The 19,078-nt window shown below is 45.6% G+C and carries 16 protein-coding genes; 12 read left to right on the forward strand and 4 right to left on the reverse strand.

Going from position 1 to position 19,078, the window contains the following annotated elements; all coding sequences use genetic code 11:
• The first annotated feature begins 4 nt into the window (after nucleotides 1-4).
• The 7 genes from MKY28_RS01930 to MKY28_RS01960 all read left to right on the forward strand — a co-directional run bounded on the left by MKY28_RS01930 (nucleotide 5) and on the right by MKY28_RS01960 (nucleotide 6,731).
• Nucleotides 5-1,399 carry a GldG family protein gene (locus MKY28_RS01930; protein ID WP_340934600.1) on the forward strand — a complete coding sequence of 465 codons (1,395 nt, stop codon included), beginning with the start codon at nucleotides 5-7 and terminating at the stop codon, nucleotides 1,397-1,399.
• Nucleotides 1,396-2,412 carry a DUF4340 domain-containing protein gene (locus MKY28_RS01935; protein WP_340934602.1) on the forward strand — a complete coding sequence of 339 codons (1,017 nt, stop codon included), beginning with the start codon at nucleotides 1,396-1,398 and terminating at the stop codon, nucleotides 2,410-2,412. Before MKY28_RS01930 ends, MKY28_RS01935 begins: the two co-directional genes overlap by 4 nt.
• Before the next feature lie 275 nt (nucleotides 2,413-2,687).
• Nucleotides 2,688-3,677, forward strand: coding sequence for a YhcN/YlaJ family sporulation lipoprotein (locus MKY28_RS01940; protein ID WP_051449926.1), 990 nt, complete (start codon nucleotides 2,688-2,690; stop codon nucleotides 3,675-3,677).
• Between the two features lie 357 nt (nucleotides 3,678-4,034).
• Entirely contained in the window at nucleotides 4,035-4,643 is a 609-nt protein-coding gene (locus MKY28_RS01945; RefSeq protein ID WP_340934605.1) for a type IV toxin-antitoxin system AbiEi family antitoxin domain-containing protein, read from the forward strand.
• Complete coding sequence (locus MKY28_RS01950) at nucleotides 4,643-5,563, forward strand: nucleotidyl transferase AbiEii/AbiGii toxin family protein (RefSeq protein WP_340934607.1); 921 nt, start codon at nucleotides 4,643-4,645, stop codon at nucleotides 5,561-5,563. The genes MKY28_RS01945 and MKY28_RS01950 overlap by 1 nt, the downstream gene beginning before the upstream one ends.
• A gap of 172 nt (nucleotides 5,564-5,735) precedes the next feature.
• Complete coding sequence (locus MKY28_RS01955) at nucleotides 5,736-5,960, forward strand: helix-turn-helix domain-containing protein (RefSeq protein ID WP_017692532.1); 225 nt, start codon at nucleotides 5,736-5,738, stop codon at nucleotides 5,958-5,960.
• Between the two features lie 231 nt (nucleotides 5,961-6,191).
• A complete protein-coding gene (locus MKY28_RS01960) occupies nucleotides 6,192-6,731 on the forward strand; it encodes a DUF4303 domain-containing protein (protein WP_340934609.1) in 540 nt (179 codons plus the stop codon).
• Nucleotides 6,732-6,973: 242 nt separating this feature from the next.
• Here MKY28_RS01960 and MKY28_RS01965 read toward each other — a convergent pair whose 3' ends face one another.
• Nucleotides 6,974-7,225 (reverse strand): hypothetical protein, encoded by a 252-nt coding sequence (locus MKY28_RS01965; protein ID WP_243391337.1) that lies wholly within the window; start codon nucleotides 7,223-7,225, stop codon nucleotides 6,974-6,976.
• A 209-nt stretch (nucleotides 7,226-7,434) separates the two neighbouring features.
• Between MKY28_RS01965 and MKY28_RS01970 the strand changes: the two genes are divergently transcribed.
• The 4 genes from MKY28_RS01970 (at nucleotide 7,435) to MKY28_RS01985 (ending at nucleotide 10,789) form a co-directional block, all read left to right on the forward strand.
• The gene (locus MKY28_RS01970; protein WP_100527773.1) at nucleotides 7,435-8,298 is read left to right on the forward strand and encodes a MurR/RpiR family transcriptional regulator; all 864 of its coding nucleotides are present in this window, start codon (nucleotides 7,435-7,437) and stop codon (nucleotides 8,296-8,298) included.
• 9 nt (nucleotides 8,299-8,307) lie between these two features.
• Nucleotides 8,308-9,036 carry a glucosamine-6-phosphate deaminase gene (nagB, locus tag MKY28_RS01975; RefSeq protein ID WP_340937800.1) on the forward strand — a complete coding sequence of 243 codons (729 nt, stop codon included), beginning with the start codon at nucleotides 8,308-8,310 and terminating at the stop codon, nucleotides 9,034-9,036.
• A complete protein-coding gene (gene nagA, locus MKY28_RS01980; protein WP_340934612.1) occupies nucleotides 9,033-10,253 on the forward strand; it encodes an N-acetylglucosamine-6-phosphate deacetylase in 1,221 nt (406 codons plus the stop codon). The genes nagB and nagA overlap by 4 nt, the downstream gene beginning before the upstream one ends.
• 164 nt (nucleotides 10,254-10,417) lie before the next feature.
• Nucleotides 10,418-10,789, forward strand: coding sequence for a hypothetical protein (locus MKY28_RS01985; RefSeq protein ID WP_101314274.1), 372 nt, complete (start codon nucleotides 10,418-10,420; stop codon nucleotides 10,787-10,789).
• Nucleotides 10,790-11,395: 606 nt separating this feature from the next.
• Here MKY28_RS01985 and MKY28_RS01990 read toward each other — a convergent pair.
• The 3 genes from MKY28_RS01990 to MKY28_RS02000 all read right to left on the reverse strand — a co-directional run bounded on the left by MKY28_RS01990 (nucleotide 11,396) and on the right by MKY28_RS02000 (nucleotide 16,170).
• Nucleotides 11,396-12,982: an oleate hydratase gene (locus tag MKY28_RS01990; RefSeq protein ID WP_340934613.1), complete on the reverse strand. Its 1,587-nt coding sequence runs from the start codon at nucleotides 12,980-12,982 to the stop codon at nucleotides 11,396-11,398.
• Between the two features lie 156 nt (nucleotides 12,983-13,138).
• Nucleotides 13,139-13,846: a TetR-like C-terminal domain-containing protein gene (locus MKY28_RS01995; RefSeq protein ID WP_340934615.1), complete on the reverse strand. Its 708-nt coding sequence runs from the start codon at nucleotides 13,844-13,846 to the stop codon at nucleotides 13,139-13,141.
• A 968-nt stretch (nucleotides 13,847-14,814) separates the two neighbouring features.
• On the reverse strand, nucleotides 14,815-16,170 hold the full coding sequence (locus tag MKY28_RS02000) for a dipeptidase (RefSeq protein ID WP_340934617.1): 1,356 nt from the start codon (nucleotides 16,168-16,170) through the stop codon (nucleotides 14,815-14,817).
• A gap of 215 nt (nucleotides 16,171-16,385) precedes the next feature.
• Here MKY28_RS02000 and MKY28_RS02005 point away from each other — a divergent pair, with 215 nt between their 5' ends.
• Nucleotides 16,386-18,791 (forward strand): AraC family transcriptional regulator, encoded by a 2,406-nt coding sequence (locus MKY28_RS02005; RefSeq protein WP_340934619.1) that lies wholly within the window; start codon nucleotides 16,386-16,388, stop codon nucleotides 18,789-18,791.
• The last annotated feature ends 287 nt before the right edge of the window (nucleotides 18,792-19,078 follow it).

Consider the following 19,078-nt stretch of genomic DNA (forward strand, 5'->3'; position numbering starts at 1 on the left):
GAAGATGAAAAAATGGTTAAGTCATACCAACAGTACCGTGCTGTCCGTAGCGGTGATTGGCATCTTTATTTTGCTAACACTGTTCCTGAATTCACTTGGCGGCTTCCAGCTGGATCTGACCTCGAACAAACAATACACATTGTCTGACCAGTCTCTTACTGCGATCAAAAATGTGAAGGATGACGTCAACATTCTGGTGTTAACGGTCGAAAATGCCAACAACACCGTCCTGAACCGTGAGGTCACGGATATGGTCGAGGAATACACGAAACGTAACAGCAAGTTGAAAATAAAACAATATAATCTGACGCAGGAACCTGCGCTTGCATCCAAATACGGCATAACAGGCAGCTCCATTGTGCTGGAGCAGGGAGATCAACACAAAGTGATTGATATCGCCAGTCTGTTCACCGCGACAGGTGACGGAAGTGACGGATCATATCAGTTCACAGGTGAGGAAAAACTTACGCAGGCGCTCATGAATATGTCATCCACGGAGATGCACAAAATGGTCTTTTTGACTGGACATGAAGAGCTGAGTCTCGCTCAGATGACTACGCTGCAATCCTCCTTGGAACAAAATAATGTGCAGACGGAAGAGTTGCAGCTGAATCAAGCCGGAAAGGTTCCGGAAGATGCAGATGTGCTCGCCATTATTGGCCCACAACGTGATCTCAGTGATACCGAAATGAAAGCCATTCGCACGTATCTGAGTAATGGAGGCAAGCTGTTATTATCCCTCGGATTTGTAGAAGATATGAAATCCAGTTGGAAAAACATCGATGGCCTCATGGCCGACTATGGCGTCGTTGATGAGCATGCGGTCATGGTGGATAATCAGCAAGCCAGTACGATGGGGCCACTCTGGGTGGTACCGGAGTATGGTACACATGCAATTACGGACAAACTCGCTGCGAGCCAATTGTATCCGATGTTGTCGCTGTCGATTGCGTTGACCAGCAAAGAACAGGATAAATATACCCTTTCACCGTTAATTCATTCTTCGAATGACAGTTATGGGGAGACAAATATCGGCGGTTTATTGCAGAATGAAACAACCAATGATGCCGAAGAGGACATTCAGGGACCCGTTGAATTAGGGTATGCAGCCGATACAACGGATGGCAAACCGAAGGCGGTTATTCTGGGCTCGTCCATTTTCATGCAGGATTCGGAAATTGCGAATGGCGGCAATCGGGACTTTATTTTGAATACGGTAAACTATTTGAGTGAGAAAGAAAATGGATTGACGATTCGCCCACGGGTACAAGCCGGGTATGAGACGGCATACCTGAATGCCGAGCAAGCCAGAACGATTTTCTTCGTGGCTATTGTAGCATTCCCACTTATCTTTGTTATCATCGGTGTACTCTTATGGTGGAGGCGTAGACGAGTATGAGAAAATGGGTTCCAACGATTCTGGTGGTCATCGTACTAATTGTGGGCTGGGTGTACGCGGCCAGTCAAAATTATTTTCGGGAAGAAGAAGCGGTTCAAGCCAAGTTGCTTGGTATTCAATCCGGGGATGTTCAATCTATTACAATACATGACACAACGGAGGAGACATCCGATGTAGCAGCAACTTCGACTTTAACGCTTGAAAATGGCGTATGGCAGATGGTTGAGCCAAAAGCCTATCCTCTGAACGGTTACAGTGTAAGCAGCTGGCTGGATGCTCTGAGTGGTGCAAATCAGGAACTGGTGGTAGAAGAAGAACCAACGGATCTGGATAAGTACGGATTAGGAACAGATGCTACACGTATGGATATCAAACTCAAAGATAATCGGGAGATCAAACTGGCTATTGGCGGCCAGCTTCCAGCAGATGATGCACGTTATGTGCGTGTTGATTCGGGCCCTGTGGTTGCCGTGCAGACAGAGGCGATTACCAGCATAGCTTTGTCTCGTCGTGATTTGTTGGACACTACACCTTTTAACATGGATGAGACAAATGTTGGGTCTCTGGAGTGGGAAGGTGAAGCAGCTACCTGGATGTTAACATCGACATCAGAGAACGATGCAGCAGAGCAGAGCTGGACACTTAATGGAAAAACGATTGAAGCCACAGATGCCGTATCTCTTATCGGCAAAATCAAAAATCTGTCGACAGCAGATGATGTGCTTAAAGCGTCTGAGCTGAAGAATTCGGTTCCACGATTCACCCTGTCTGTTGAACAGACAGTCAATGGGCAACAAGTTCGAGATGTGTATCGGGGACTTACGGTGCCATCCGAACCGGATCAGATCTGGGTTATTACGCCGGATGGTCAATGGGCATATGGCATGGATACGACAAGTCTAACGGAAGCCGAGAAATTCCCGGATACAATTAAAGCATCTACAACTTCTTCAGAAGAGTCATCGAGTTCTCCAAAGGACGAAACGACTTCCTCATCAACAGACGGGAAATGAGCGGGGCGGAGGATAAGTGATATTGTTGCGTTGAGATGCAAATATTATTTCCAGGCAGTGCTGCGAACTAGCAGCACTGTTTTTTTATTTTATTGGTGGAGCCCTTGAAGCCCTCACTGTTCAGAGATCAAAAATTCAAAGACCAATAAACAAAGACCAAAACCAGAAAACCTGAATCTACAGGGTAAGGTACCATATCCTTTCAGCATATCGGTACGTACAGAAGCGCATCCTATCTTTGTGACCAAAACCAACAAACATTGGAGGATGAGTACATGCCAGCAGTCAAAAAGGCAACAGCTATTACGTTATCATTATCTACTGCAATCTTTGTAATGGCCGGTTTGACAGGTTGTGGCACGAATCGGGATACCAACAATATGCATACGCAAAGTGTTCGTCAGCAAGCCAACGGCATTAACCGTTATGGTGTGGAAACAAATGGCATGGATGGCATCCGTGCGAAAAGTTATCGCATGCACAATGTTACTGACCTGAAATCCAGCGAAGAGCTGGCAAAACGTATCACGGAGATGAAGGAAGTAAAATCCGCCCGTGTCATGTTAACGGATCGTAATGCTTATGTCGCGGTTCGTTTAGCAGATGGTCATGCAGGCAAGTTGGAGAGCAAGTCCAATGGTCGTACGAGCATGCTGAATGGAACGATGCGTAATCATGCCAGTGATACCATGCGTGGAGGCAACATGAATCACGATATGGGTGGTATGCGTGTGAATGGCGGTACGGGCACAATGTCTCCGTACAGCACTAGCGGAATTGCTCCAGGACTGAACACAAATTCGGCAACGGACCGCAGCCATATGGGGAATGACCGCAGCATCTATGGAACCATGGGCACAGGCGCCGTTGGCATGATGCGTGGTCTGACAAACAGCGGCAAAGCACGTGGGACAGACGATGGGCATTATGGTATGAAAAGTGAAGGACAACGTGTAGATAGCACGGACGATAACACATCAGCTGAGATTAAGGGTAAGATTTCAGCCAAAATCAAACAGTTTGCACCAAACATCGAGAATGTATATGTATCAGCCAATCCGGATTTTGTGGAGCATGTCGAGAACTATGCCACAGATATTCGTAACGGTAAGCCCGTTAGTGGCATGATCGATACGTTCCAATCGATGGTGGAGCGCATTTTCCCAACGAACGGAACAGATACGAATAACCGTGATGGCATCCTTGACGATGGCCTGATGAACCGTAATCACAACGGTGGTGTTATGAATCGAATGAATCGGTAGTTTTTTGACATGAACAAGTGTGCCTTTGCGCAGATGGTAACATCTGCTGCAGGGGCATGTTTGTCTTACATAATCTCAACAGGATTCACTTTGAATGTTTCTTCAATAAATTCAGAATATTTGTCTTCCATATAGACTAAATAGACTAACGAAATGAAGTACCATCTAATATTCTTGCGCTCCTAAAAGAATTATATTCTGCTCTTACGTCTAAGTGCAGAGTTTTTAGTGAATAATAAAGGGGATTGAAATTAGGGTGTGGAATAGTTATGTATTAGAATGAACTTGGAAAGAAAATTCTGAACAGATCCAGATAAGGCAAGAAATGCACGCGCAAATGTGAATGGTGGTGAGTGTATGAACGAGAAAATTGTAGTTGCTGCAATGCGAGTATTTGAAGAACAGCATGGTTTTGCTCGAACAAAAGATTTTATAGAAGCGGGCGTATCCCCTTACTACATAAAAAAACTGGAGTCCGCTGGTGAAATTGAACGGGTAAAACAGGGGATTTACCGACAGTCTGGTCAATTTAATGAACCGCCCCATGAAATGGTTGAGGTATCCAAACTTGTTCCCAAAGGAGTTATATGTCTTCTCTCTGCGCTCTCCTTCTATGAACTGACAACTTACAATCCATGGGAATATCAGATTGCTATTCATCGTGGCGGTAAAAAGCCAAAGCTTCCAGACTATCCTCCTATTAAAGTAATCTATTTGGCAGATGCTCAATACAAAATCGGAATTGATGAAGTCTGTATCGATGGCTCGGCAGTTAAAATTTATGATCGTGAGAAAACAATTTGTGATATGGTGAGGTATCGTGAGAAGATTGGAATTGATTTGATGAAGGAAGGGCTGAGGAATTACCTTCAATCCCCCTACAAGAATATAACAAGGCTTGTCTCCTACGCTGATAAGCTACGAATTCGAACGGTTTTGCAAAAGTATCTGGAGGTGCTGATCTGATGAGTGAAATTAAAAATATCCCCGCCTCTGTTTCTGAACGTTTGAAAAATATAGCAAAAAAATCAGGAAAAGCATTTGATACCTTGCTGTTGCTTTATTTTCAGGAGCGATTCTTATATCGTTTATCCATTTCTGAGTACAGGGATAAATTCATTTTAAAGGGCGGGTTGTTTCTGTTCTCACAAACTCGATTCAAGGCACGTCCAACCAAAGACGTTGATTTTCTCGCCAGACAGATTGCTAATGAACTGGATTTATTAAGAGAGTCGTTTGTCTCCATTTGCTCAATAGCGGTTCCTACGGATGGTATTGCATTTCAGTTGGATGAACTGACAACGGAGAGAATTAAAGAAGATGCTGATTATGAGGGAGTAAGAATTAAAGTAACTGCTCTTTTAGGGCGGATGAGAAAAAGTTTGCAGTTTGATATCGGATTTGGTGATGTGGTGGTCCCGAAGCCCCAGCTTATTGAATATCCTGTTCTCCTGGATATGACAGCACCACAAGTTCAAGCCTACTCGAGGGAATCCGTCATTTCAGAAAAATTTGAAGCCATGATCACATTATCTGTGATGAATAGTCGGATGAAGGATTTTTATGATATTTATACGCTGTTAACAACGAACAACTTTGATGGTCGAATCCTTCACGAGGCAGTGTCCGAAACCTTCCAACAACGGGGCACAATATTTGAAAAAGAGCATCCTCTGTTTCATGAAGAATTTGCTGAAAATGAAGGTCGGACAAAACAGTGGCAGGCTTTTCTGCGTCGTTTAGGGGTTGAAGAACAACTTGCATTTCAGGATGTGATGGATGCTCTTGTTTCTTTTCTTGAACCTGTTTATCATTCAATAATTGATGAGAAAGAGTTTTTTAAGCGTTGGAGTTATACCGAAAGGGCTTGGAAGAACAATAACTGATTAATACATAATTTTTTGAACTATGCACCAACTATTTTAGAGGGATGTATGCAAATTACTGCCCATTTTTCTTATAAAACTGAACCAACGCCCTTGACCTGACATAAGATGAGTTGACTGTATCCCCTTAACCTTGTTACACCAACACAACCCGAGCAAGGAGGGGTGAACATTGAAGGGTATCGATCATAAAAGCAAATTTTTGTTGACCCACCGTGAACGCGAAGTATTCGAATTACTGGTTCAAGACAAAACAACGCGTGACATCGCAGGGCAGTTATTCATCAGCGAGAAAACGGTGCGTAACCATATTTCGAATGTGATGCAGAAACTCAATGTTAAGGGTCGTTCGCAGGCAGTTGTCGAGCTGATTAAGCTTGGAGAACTGAAGATTTAGTTGCGAATTACAGTTAGGATTAAGTAGCAGCATGAAAGCCTTTCTCTATTCTTTGTCATGAAGAATGGGGCAAGGCTTTTTTGCTGTGCTGGATCATGAATTTAAGAAAGATCCGAAACGTAGCATCGCTTGTTTTCATTATTTTAGTAGACCATAATGATTACATATATGAAACAGATAAGGTAGTAAGTAAGGCTTGAAATTGAAACAATGGTAGAAAGGATGATCTAAATGGACCTTTTCTTAAATGAATTTGAAGACCATTTTCGTGCGGGTTTTCTGCCCGATCTAGAACAAACGCTGGCTAAGGTTCAGGATGAGGAAGTATATGCTTGTGCATTTGGAACGGACAGTGATTGGGTAACGCTGTTCATGGCGGTAAGTACAGAGGAATCCCTGACTAGGCATATTACCAATATGAAGGAACAGGGGTTGTGCGACAGCGAGCAGGACGAGATCTATTACAGATGGGGCTGCTCCGAATATCAATATGGCGAGGATACGCACTTTAACTACATCAGCCGATTTTTGTATGCAACAGAAGATGTCCAGAAGTATAAGGATGAGATCATTCGAATCATTGCGAAAGTTGTGAATGAGACAGCAGATGACGTTTTCGCCCGATATGGACAAACCAAAGCAGATATTACGTTCTTCGTTTCTCTCACAGATGACGATCTGGCGGAGGAGATTGAGAATCAATCGGTTCATCAAATGACTGTCCCCAGCTTAGCCAGTAAGTTCTTAAAACGATATGATGGCATCAATTAGAACGAGCTAACTTAGTTAAATTGAATCAAAATGAATTGAATCGTTGTACCGCGAAAGTCTTTCCTATTCTTTATCCAAAGAAGGGAAGAGGCTTTTTTTGTTTTAGCGTGAAAAAATGAAACAACCGAATCCATAATAGTTTATCACTTATAGATTTCTATTCATTTGAATGAAACTTCTCCATCTTTTCTTCGAAAAAGACTGATAAAAGAGCTGCTCCAATTCCTCGAACTCTGCTTCGTTCAGATGAAGATGGAGTTCTTTTTCGCAATTTTGGCGGCAGGCTGGGAAGAAGATTTTCGGCCTCCGGCTTTTCGTTTGATCGGAATATGAAATTGCAGCAGGTCTTCGAGCTGATTCCAGCCTTCCCAACTCAGCCGACCTCCGCGTTTCCAGTCGATAGCATAGAGGGCATAATAGGCGTGTCCTTCTGTTTGTTTGGAAGCCATAATCCAGATGGAAGGAATGAGCTTTTCCTGTTGTCTTCGATTCATTAGAATTGCACCCCTCTCGATTCTCAATATAAAGGACATCAACTATGCGTATCAAGCAGGTGAGGGTCTATACACGCTCAGATCATTGCAAAAGTCATGTTAAATTCCTCTTGATTTGCAGGATCGTCTTGATTAGAATAAAGTTATAAAAATGATTTTCTTAATTTATTAAAAATAAATAAAAATAATTTTCATAAAGCGAGGTCCTCATGGCAGCCATATTACGTGCGTTGCAGCAAGAACTGAATAACCTTCCGGCTCAGGAGCGACGTATTGCCGAAGTCATTATGCAATCTCCATCGGACATTCCCGGCTGGACGATTAGTCATCTGGCAGAGCGGAGTGGCACAAGTGCGGCGACGGTAACCCGCTTTTGCAAGTCGTTTCATTTCAAAGGTTTTCCCGATTTCAAAATGAAACTCGCCGCAGAATTGTCCCACGCATCCGATGAAACGGCGTATCAGGATATTGTAGCGGGCAATTCCCTATCCAAAATTGTTGAAGCTATCGAAGCCAACCACCTCGCGTCTATTGCAGATACCACCCGTTTGCTGGATTTGGGCAGATTGGAGCAAGCCGTTCAATTATTGTGCCAGGCTCGCCGCATCGACCTGTACGGTGTGGCCACCTCTTCGATTGTTACACAGGATTTCTATCAGAAACTGGTGCGGATCGGCAAGAGCTGTACGGCTTTCTCCGACTCACACATGCAGATTACATCCGCATCTTCGCTCGCCGAGGGAGATGTGGCGATGGCCGTATCCTATTCAGGCGAAACACCAGAGACCATCGATGCCCTGCATTGTGCCAAACAGGCCGGAGCTTCTACGATTTCACTGACTTCCTATGGCAGTAACAAGCTTGCAACTGTATCCGATATCCCACTCTTTACGTCCTCTCTGGAAGAAGGCATGAGGCGTGGAGATATGGCTTCCCGTATTGCACTCCTGCATGTGGTCGATATTTTGTTCACAGGCATGGTAAGTGCCGACTTTGACCGTTTTATCCCCAGACTGGAACAATCCTATCACAATGTGCAATCTTATCGAGTCCAACACAACGGAGGTGCCTGACAGATGAAGATGAATATACGCATTTTTGAAAATGAAGAAGATTTGAACGCCACAGGTGCTGGCCTCATTGCCAGCTTGTTGCAGACCAAACCACGGGCTGTATTGGGGCTTGCTACAGGAAGTTCTCCTGTAGGCATATATAAACAGCTTATCACGTTATATCAGAAGGGGCTTGTCAGCTTTTCACAGGCTTCTTCTTTTAATCTGGATGAGTATGTTGGACTTCCAACAGAACATCGCGAAAGTTACCGCAGTTTTATGAATGAACAATTATTCAATCATATCGATGTAGATATTGCTAGAACGCAAGTGCCTGATGGTCAGGCTGCAGATCTGGAACAGGAATGTAATTCCTATGAACAACGGCTGGACGATCGTGGACCGGTAGACCTTCAACTGTTGGGTATTGGACATAATGGTCATATTGGCTTCAATGAACCGGGAACTGAACTTACAGGACGAACGCATGTCGTGGATCTGAAAGACGAGACGCGAAAGGCAAACGCACGCTTCTTTGAAAGCATTGATGAAGTTCCGGCTCAGGCGATTACAATGGGTGTCGGTACCATTTTGAAAGCCAAACAGATTCTGCTCATTGCCCGTGGCGAGGAAAAAGCCGAGATTATCCGCGAAGCTTTTATGGGGCCAATCACAACTGCCTGTCCTGCATCGCTTTTGCAATGTCATCCAAATGTGGTGGTATTGCTGGACCGTGCGGCAGGGAGGCTGGTGAGATGACCGAGGAGAATAGCCATGTTAGCTGGGGCCAGCGTGATGAAAATATTTCTCTTCTTCGGGGCAAGCTGCTCCTTGCAGATGAAATACTGGAAGACGGTGTAATAGCCTGGAGGGATGGGGAAATCCTTTATGCCGGGATACCGGAAGGTCTTCCTGAACGGATTCGAAGCGAGGCTTTGCCGCTGTCAGTACCGGAATGTGGTCTCATTGTGCCTGGATTCATTGATATCCATGTGCATGGTGGGAACGGAGAAGACTTTATGGACGCAAGCCCGGAGGTGTTGGACAAGATCACTTCTTTTCATAGTACACAGGGCACAACAGCGATGCTTGCGACTTCCATGACGGCTCCGAAAGAGCGCCTGGACAGCGTACTTGCCGAAGTCGACCGCTATCGTTCGAGTGAAATGCCCTATGCACAGCTTGAGGGTATGCACTTGGAAGGTCCGTTTTTTAGTCCGAAATGGCCTGGAGCGCAAAATCCGGAACACATCATTCTGCCTGATGTATCTTGGCTCGAAGCATGGGAGAAGCAATATCCTGGCCTGATCCGTCAAGTTACATTGGCACCGGAACGTGAAGGCGCGCTGAAAGTCATTTCATGGCTACGAAAACAACGGATTACAGCCGCACTTGGTCACACGGATGCGACCTATGAAGAGGTGGAGCGGGCAGTGGATGCCGGACTGCATCATGCAGTACATACGTTCAATGCCATGACACCGCTGCATCACCGGCTGCCGGGTGCTGCAGGAGCCGTGCTGAGTGATTCACGCATCAGTGCCGAGGTGATTGCCGACGGCATTCATGTTCACCCTGCGGCGATATCAATCCTCGCTCAGCTGAAGCAACATAATGATCAACTCGTGTTGATTACAGATGCCATGTCTGCTGCGGGATTGGATGATGGGGAGTACAAAATCGGCGACCTGCCCGTAATTGTGAAGCATGGCGAGGCCAGACTGAAGGACGGCGGCGCACTGGCGGGAAGCACGCTGACAATGATTCGCGGTTTCCGTTACCTGATACAGGAAGTGGGCTTGAGTCTGAACGCTGCATCAAAAGCAGCAAGTATGACCCCGGCACGCCTGCTGGGTATTGATCATCGGACAGGTTCCCTGGCTCAAGGCAAGCAGGCAGATATCGTTTTGCTGAATGCGGAGTTGGATATTGAGGGTGTGTGGGTGAAGGGCAGACGGATAGGAGAGTCATATTAGATTTAGAAAATTAGTATCGTGCTAATAACTCTCCTTTGTGATGCATCGGTCTTCGGAGTTAAAACTTGGCTTTTATCTGTGTAGAGGCAACACCTTGCGCAATATGTTAAAATAGATCTCAAAAAGACGGGATCTGCGGATCACGCATAACGGAGGCGTGAAACATGGAACGTAACGCTATGCTCGAACATGATCCGTTCATCACAGTGTTGGCGGAGAAGTTGCACATACACGGATATTATGCCTTTTATGGCGAGCATTACAATGAGACCGATATGGAGCTGTACCGCAGGCATCTGTTCACATCATTCAGCAACATCGTATGGGTAGAGCTGGATTCACGCAAAAAGTATATGATTGTCGATCATCGTGGACGCAACACAGTCATGAAACTGATCGAGGGTATGCTGAATACACGTAGAACGCTGCGAGCAAATCAGGCAATGGCAGGTACGGACACCTCTGGAGTCCAGCAGGAGATCGCACATTTATCCAAGCTAGTGCACATGCTGAAGTTCACAACATTCCGCACTTAAGCGAAGTGTGATATGTAGGCTGTAATAAGCAGCGTGAGTAGTGCTAACGAATCTGTGAAGCCTTATTCCAATGATTTGGCAGTCATAGAAAATGTAACGAATCTCAGACACGCTATTTAATGCAATTTAACGATATTTCGTTACTTAAACATGTCTAAAGCGCAAATAAGATGTCTACGATTCGTTAGATTTTCAAACCTGCGAAATTTCAAGTAATAAGGTTTGTGAGGTTCTTTAGACGACAGTTGGCAATCTCGATGAAAGCTATGGGTTGGACTTAGATAGTACACGAGTAAACGAAAGAGAGAGTCCTGTCATAGCTGACGGAACTCTCTCTATTTTCTTTATACAACGACTAATCAGTTCAGCAACAACCATATTCACTCATTATCTCGTTCAACGGGGATGCAAGCTTCTGAAGCTAACTCATGTAGTAACTCATATCTTACTAACTTGGCACAATCCATAGAATTAAGATAACAAAGCTTCCTAAAGATCACAAAGTTACTCACCGAATTCTATAGATATCTCCAAAGATCTATCCCCATCCACAGATCCATCCAACATTTTTCATTCATCTAATGTCTGAATCCTCATGAAAAGTGGTCATCTAAACGAAGTCACAAAACTACTGAACAGCGTCCGAACATCATACTGATACTTATTGATCGGCTCAATTGGCCGGTTCTCTCCGAGAAGAGTGTAGACGGCGATCCGTGCTGCCCGGACCGAATATTCTTCCGTGAATACCACGTCATCGGGAATCTCGCAGAATTGGCTGATGAAGGCCAGGTTGGTGGACTCTTCAGGTACAACCTTCGGTCTGTCGCTGTTTAGTCTAGGCATGAATTGCGCTGTAATGTATGGCATCATGCAAGGAATGCAGTTGGCGGTAGCCATGATGTCCTCTTGATGTTCCTGAAAATGAAGATGGCCGATCAACTCCTGCATAATCTCTTCCCCTGTACAGTCGCACATTCTTTTCTTCACGTAATCGCCCACGTTATCCGGGTATAATCCGTATCCCCAGAATACGTTGACATGCTCCGGCTGACCGCGGAAGTGCGGCTGGAAGGCGAGAACGACAGACATGAACCAGCTGGAATCCTTGAAAGTAACCAGAGCACCGGTACCTGCCCGGTTGCGTGTGAATTTCTCCATCAGATCAAAGAAGACCGAATCCTGGAAGGTGACCGTAAACGATTCCCATTTGGACTCATCCACATGATCATTAAATGAAGAAGGATTGCCCAGCAACGGTTTCTTGGCGGCAATGTTCTCCCACAGCTTCCATGAGCTGCCCTTGCCGTTCAGTTTCGGTGCGGAAGTCATGGAGCCGATATCGGCCCCTTCGGTCATCGAACCGTTTGTGACAATGACGAGATCACCTTCGAGGATGTCAATGACTTCCTCTTCACCTCCCCTGAGCACATGCATCCGACTTACCGTAATGCCGTCTCCGTCTTTGAAATCCAGATCGGTAACCGTACATTTCAGCGTGAAATCAACGCCAAACGGTTCCAGGTAGTTATGCAATGGCAGGATAATCGAGTCATATTGGTTGAACGGTGTGCGGGTGACACCTTCCAGCGTTTGAATTCTTGGGAATTCGTGAAAAAAGCGAAGCATGTATCTTTTGAATTCCACGGCGCTATGCCAAGGCTGGAAAGCGAAGGTGGTCGCCCACATATACCAGAAGTTTGTTTTGAAAAAATGAGGGCCAAACCAGTCGTTGATTCGCAATTTACCCAGCGTGTCTTCAGAAGTAATAATCAGTTTGCCCATCGCCAACCGGTCCGCCATATCAAAACCCATGGAGAGCACATCTTCGACCTTGCCGTCACGGTTGATGAGCCGCGCATTGGAATGTGTGGGATTGGCATCGTCAAATTCGGTGATTTCCTGTCGGACAGATATGCCCGGACGGTCGATGGAAGGGATGGAAGCCAGCAACTCCCACAGATTCTCATAGGCCTCGTCATTGAGCATCCGTCCGCCGCGGATGATATATCCTTGATCGGGATTACCAGCACCGTCATTGCTGCCGCCGAGAATCGGCATTTCTTCGATAATGTGAATATGTTCTCCGGGAAAGTCACAATCTCTAACCAGATAAGCTGCACCCGCCAAAGATGCAATGCCGCCGCCTACAAAATAGACCTGTTTATTACCATGTTCTTTCTTCACGATCATTCGCCTCCAAAAGTTACTGTAATCACATCCCTAATGTAAACCTTGCAGGTTCCGTAAGGTATGATCAAAAGAAAGGGAGTGTCTAATTTTTGGTCACTTTTGGAAAAGTGTCTAAAACCTAGGCTTAGATCACATGTGAAAAAAAGCCGCGCATCCTTAAGTGGATGGCAGCTTGTTCTCATACCTGTGCAGTGCCCTCAGGACATTGCCTTCGATTAGCTCACTAAGCTTCTCAATAATCTGTTTTGGCGGTTCTTGCATATCGCCTCTCATCCATTGAATGATCAGCCCAGTGAAGGCCAGAGTATAGAAGTTGGCAACGAACTCTTTGTCTTCTCCGCGGACCTTAATCCCGCAGGCGAGTTCATCAATAACACCCATGATCAGATCATGGGTTACTTCATAGAGGTATACATCCAGATGGGTACGCCCGAGCGAGTCGAGTGTGTTGCAGCAGAACGTTTTGTTGTTCTCGATGTAACAAAAGATTTTATAGAATCCGTCCGTCCATGTGCTGTAGCTTCGGTACTCCGTAAGACTCTCCACCGCTTCAGTCTGATAGATCCACCCAAGCAGCGCGTAAATATCCTGAAAATGATAATAAAAGGTTTGCCGGTTCACTCCGCAATTCTCCACCAGATGTTTGACCGTAATCTTGTTCAATGGAGTATGCTCCATCAGTGATTTAAGCGAGTGAGCCAGCGCATTTTTGGTCAGGTGAGAAGCAGACACAACATTCACCTCATCATTTTGGATTAGCTTGCCGGGGCGCAACAGCACGTAAACAGCTACGTGGCAAAGCCCCGCGCCGAAGTCGCTAAGCACAAACAAGTCAAAACGCAGGAATCCCGCAAGATTCTCCATCCACAAATACCCCTGTAGCTATCAACCATGTAGCTATCAACATCTTCGTTACACTATCCGCAACATACTCGATAAGGGTGCATTCTAAATATCAATCGATTCAAATAAACATCTAAGGCCTTCGCTTGAGTTATCTCATCACAACTCCTTAAAAGTTAGCCGTCGTCTAAAACCAGTCACAATAAAGTAGCCCAGTCAGGGTAAAAGCTGAAACCTAGTGAAGGATACCGATCAATCTAAAAAAACGGCCGATAAGCCGTCGCGTATGTTATCTCCCATACACTAAACCATTAAAACTGAGACTACGTCTATAAAATCAGTCATAGGCACAACGATAACGAAATGATCGAGAAAAAATCGAAAAAGTGTTCAGTAGCCCATCGTTAAGGTAATCTATCACACTAACCCATCAAAGTGAGACCCAATCCTTCGAAGCAGCCGCGATAAGGCTACAACGTAACGATCGCGACAAAATCCAAAGAAACGGCCTATAAGGTCACCATGTTGTTAGCTCTAATACACTAACCCATTTAAAAGTAAGTCTTCATCGTCTCCATCATAAAAAGCAGCCATCAAAAAAACTACAATTTCACCAAAGAAACAAGAAACAAGAAACAAGAACCCAAGAACCAAAGAACCCAAGAACCCAAGAACCAAGAAACAAAATCAAAAAAACAAAAAAACAAAATAAATCAAAAAAACGACCCGAAGGCCGTCCTTTTGTTCTCCTAATTACACTAGCCATTCAATAGTTAGCTCAATCCTAAAATCAGTCATGCGAGAAGCTGCAACGTAGTGAAGGGGACGAAATCGATTCTGAAGAAGCGGAGCGTTCGCCTTTATCGTCGGATTTTACCCTTTGAGAAGGGGAATCCAAAAAAATCCGACGATAACAGCGATCTAAAGAACGATTCGGCCCCGGAACGTCCACTCAGCACGCTCTCATGATCTGGTTTTAAACACGATGATTACAAACTCTTCAGAAATTGAACAATCGTCAACAACCCTTTATCAAAGTTCTCCAGGTTGAAGTGCTCATTCGGTGCATGTAAGTTCTCATCCGGCAAGCCAAAGCCCATCATGACAGCAGGGATTTCGAGTACACGTGAGAGCTTCTCCACAATCGGAATGGAGCCGCCATCTTTGGTAAAGAGGGCACGAACGCCATACACGTGCTCATACGCATCTGCCGCTTTTTGCAGAATTGGATTGGAAGGATCGGTGTTGAAAGCAAAAGCTTTTTCGATCTGTTTCACATGCAGCGTTGCACCTGGTTGAACGTGAGCACGCAGATGTGCTTCGATACGATCCAATACATGCTGTGGATCTTGATCCGCGACAAGGCGGCATGTAATTTTGGCATGAGCTTCCTTCGGAATAACCGTTTTGCTGCCTTCGCCCTGGAAACCACCCCATACGCCGTTCAATTCCAATGTTGGACGAGCGCCAACACGTTCCACGAACGAGTAACCTTCTTCGCCGTACAATTGCTCCAGCCCGAGGTCTTGACGAAGCTGTTCTTCATTGAAGCCCTGTTTCACAAATTCTTCTCTCATCTCAGGAGACAGTGGCAGAACGCCGTCGTAGAAACCATCTACACTCACACGACCTTGCTCATCATGCAACGAAGCGAGCAGGGATACAAGTGAGTGCAGTGCGTTAGGTACACCACCACCAAATGAACCGGAGTGCAAGTCGGTATTGGCTGTGTTCAGATCCACGTGAAGCGAGCAGAGGCCACGCAGGCCAGTGGAGATTGCCGGTTTTCCTTTTTCAAGCAGGGACGTATCCGAGATCAGTACCATGTCTGCACGCAGCTTGTCTGTATGTTCATGCAGATAGATGGGCAGGTTCGGGCTGGAGATTTCCTCTTCGCCTTCGATACAGAACTTGATATTAACTGGAAGTTCCTTGTTTTCGGCGAGAATGGCTTCTACTGCCTTGATATGTAGGAAAATCTGTCCTTTATCATCCGTTGCACCACGGGCATACAGCTTGCCATCACGAACGGTCGGTTCAAAAGGAGGTGTCTCCCACAGGTTAAGCGGATCAACAGGTTGTACATCATAGTGTCCATAGATCAGAGCCGTTGGTTTGCCGGGTGCATGCAGGTGATCTGCATAGACAATTGGATGTCCAGCCGTTTGAATGACCTCTACGTTTTCCATGCCTGCACGTGTGAGCGCATCTGCTGCCCATTGTGCTGCACGATTAATATCCTCTTTATGCTCTGAAATGGCAGAGATACTTGGAATGGACAACCATTCATTCAGTTCTGCCAGGTGTTTTTCTCTATTTTGTTCAAAATAAGTCTGTTCTTTCATTAAAAAGGCCTCCTTCATGTTTGCTATATCTCATTGTAATCCATTTTGTCATGTTAATAAAACATTGGTTAAAAAAATGATCGGTTACAGATCGTTTCATTCACCTGAGGATTGTGCGTATAATACAAGAAAAGGATTTCATCCATATATTCTCAGGGGAGTTGAGGAAGTTTCCATGACAGTCAGACTCGATGCAAGCAGGCAGGTGAGCAGCGATGGAACCGACTAGGAGCGATCGAATATTTGGCAGATTCAAGCGGTTATCCGATTTGAAGGCTGGAAGGCATAAAGGACGATTTTATCGAAACAGCCTCATGCTTATTTTACTCATTGCCAGCATTCCCGGACTAATCACAGGTATCGTCATGTATCAACAGGTTGTTGGCCGGATGGAAACCGAGTTCAATCAGATGCACCAGAACCAGATTGAGAACCGGGCACGTAATGTGGATGACCAGCTGGCTTATCTGGAGATGAACTTATCCCATTGGGCTTTTGAACCGAGGTTTGGCAATGCACTGCGAACGTTGGATTTTGTATATTATTTCAATGAAACGCAGGAGATTGTGACTACCTTATACGTATTACAAGGTTCTCATCCACTGATCAAGTCAGCACAGCTGTATTTGCAGGAACCGAAGCCAATCTTGTTTAATCGGGATTATACCGAATTGAACGATGAAGCCAAAGTACAAGCCTATGATCGATACCTTTCCATGGGGAACCACGTGTACTGGACAGATTGGGTTTCCAGCATCAACAGTGATACCGAACCTTCGACCAACGATAGTCCACTGCATACGGATGCAGGCAATGCACTTGTTCTAGTACATAAGATACCGGGGGAGAGCATTAATCCGTTTGGTGCACTGATCATCACGCTGGATAACGAGAAAGTCGCCAGTTTATTGAAAACGCTTACTCCGTATGACGAAGGTTTAACGTTCCTTATGGATCAGGAAGGAAACACACTGGTTACCGGGAATCCGGGAACGGCGGGAGAGACTTCTGCTTTTGAGCAGCAGCTAAAAGAAGAAGTAGCCCTGCATGCGGACAGCCGCTCATTCCTGTTCCGATATGAGGATCAGACCTATTCTGTCTCATACGGTTCATTGAGCCGGATCGATTCAGACTGGACTTACGTCTCCGCAGCACCTTTGACCTCAGTCACTTCGCCAGTCAAACTGGTATCCAAAATCATCGTCATTGCGAGTGCAGGCAGTCTCATCCTGGGATTGTTGTTATCCTGGTTTGCTTCCCGCCGCATCTATTCGCCTGTAGCACGGATGCTGCATCTGCTTACGCCTGGCAGAAACGAAACAACACTAACGGATGCCAAGCTGGACGAGTTTAAGCTGCTGGAGCAACAGTGGAACGAACTGACCTCCCGCAATGTCACGGCACATCGCCAATTGCAGGAGCAACTTCCCCATCTGCGCGACAGTTTTGTCTTACAACTTGTACAGGGGCATCTATACGCCTATAACGAGCAGGATCTCCAGCAACGCATGCGTCATCTCGGATTTGAGTTGGAGGGCCAGCAGTTTTTGCTGGTGCAGATGTATTATACGGGGTATGAGCAGCTGCAAGGCAGATTTGGAAGCCAGGACACGGGATTAGTCACCTTTGCAGCAGTGAATATTACACAGGAAGTTGCGAAAAATTATTTCAGGCAGATCAGTGTCATGAACTTTCATGACCTGTCTTCCGCCATGCTTGTGATCGCTCCCCAGGACGAACCTGTGAAGTCACAAGCGCTGTTATGGGGACGGGAACTGGTGGAGGTCATTGGACGTACGCTCAAAATGAAGGTGACCTTGATGGTCAGTCGCCCGGCAGCTTCACTACAGGAACTGCCCGGACGATTCGTCGAGATGGAACAGGCCGTGGCTTATCGCAGTGTGGAGGAAGGAAGTCAGATTCTCGATCTGGAGGATGAGGCGTGTTTCAGCAAAAATGAAGCAGCTTCCTATCCGCTTGGGCTGGAAAGGGAATTGTTACAGGCGGTCAGGCTGGGCAAACAAGCCGAAGCGGAACGTGTGCTGGAACAATTCATGAGTGAGATTACGCGGACGGGCAGTACCGAATTTCAGGTGCAACAGATGATGCTTCAATTGCTTGGCAGCATTCAGCACATGATGCTGCAAACGGGTGTCACACCTTATAAGCTGTTTGGTGGTTACAACATGTATGAGCAACTATCCGGTATTCGTGAACCTGTACAGATGAAGCAATGGATGATGAATGAGGTACTCATACCTTATATACAAGAGGTTGAGGTACGATCGCAGGAACCGCTGAAACTGGTGGTGGAACGAACGATGTTGTATATCGATACACATTACCGCAGCGACATTTCGCTGGAGAATTGTGCTGACGAGGAGCAGATGACACCCTATGCACTGAGTAAGGCTTTCAAACAGGTATCGGGCATCAACTTTATTGATTATCTGACACGTGTGAGAATGGATGCGGCGAAGCAATTGTTACGGGAGACAACGATGAAAATTAATGATGTTGCGGCGGCTGTGGGATATCAGCATAGTTATTTTAATCGGATCTTCAAGAAACAGGAGGGAGTTACCCCGAGTCAGTATCGCGATCAATGGTTTGGACAATAACCTTTTATATCTTTGTCATTTCAGACCGGCATTCGGCTTTAGCGGATGCCGGTTGTTTCTTTTTTTACCGTGATACAAGGAAGGATAAACCCGCAAAAATGTACAATTCTACCTGCTACGTTATATGCAATTTCTTGTGAAAATGGCGTTATAGCGGGCTTTTCGGCCATCATGTCGTAGCAATGCAAAAAATGAAGGTTGCCGGAAACCAGGCGTCTGTATAGTCTGAATAACAGGTTAATTGATAACGCTTACATATTTGAGGGAGGGGAGACATGATGAACGGG

This window comes from Paenibacillus sp. FSL R5-0473 (assembly GCF_038004565.1).
GTDB classification, from domain to species: Bacteria; Bacillota; Bacilli; order Paenibacillales; family Paenibacillaceae; genus Paenibacillus; species Paenibacillus amylolyticus.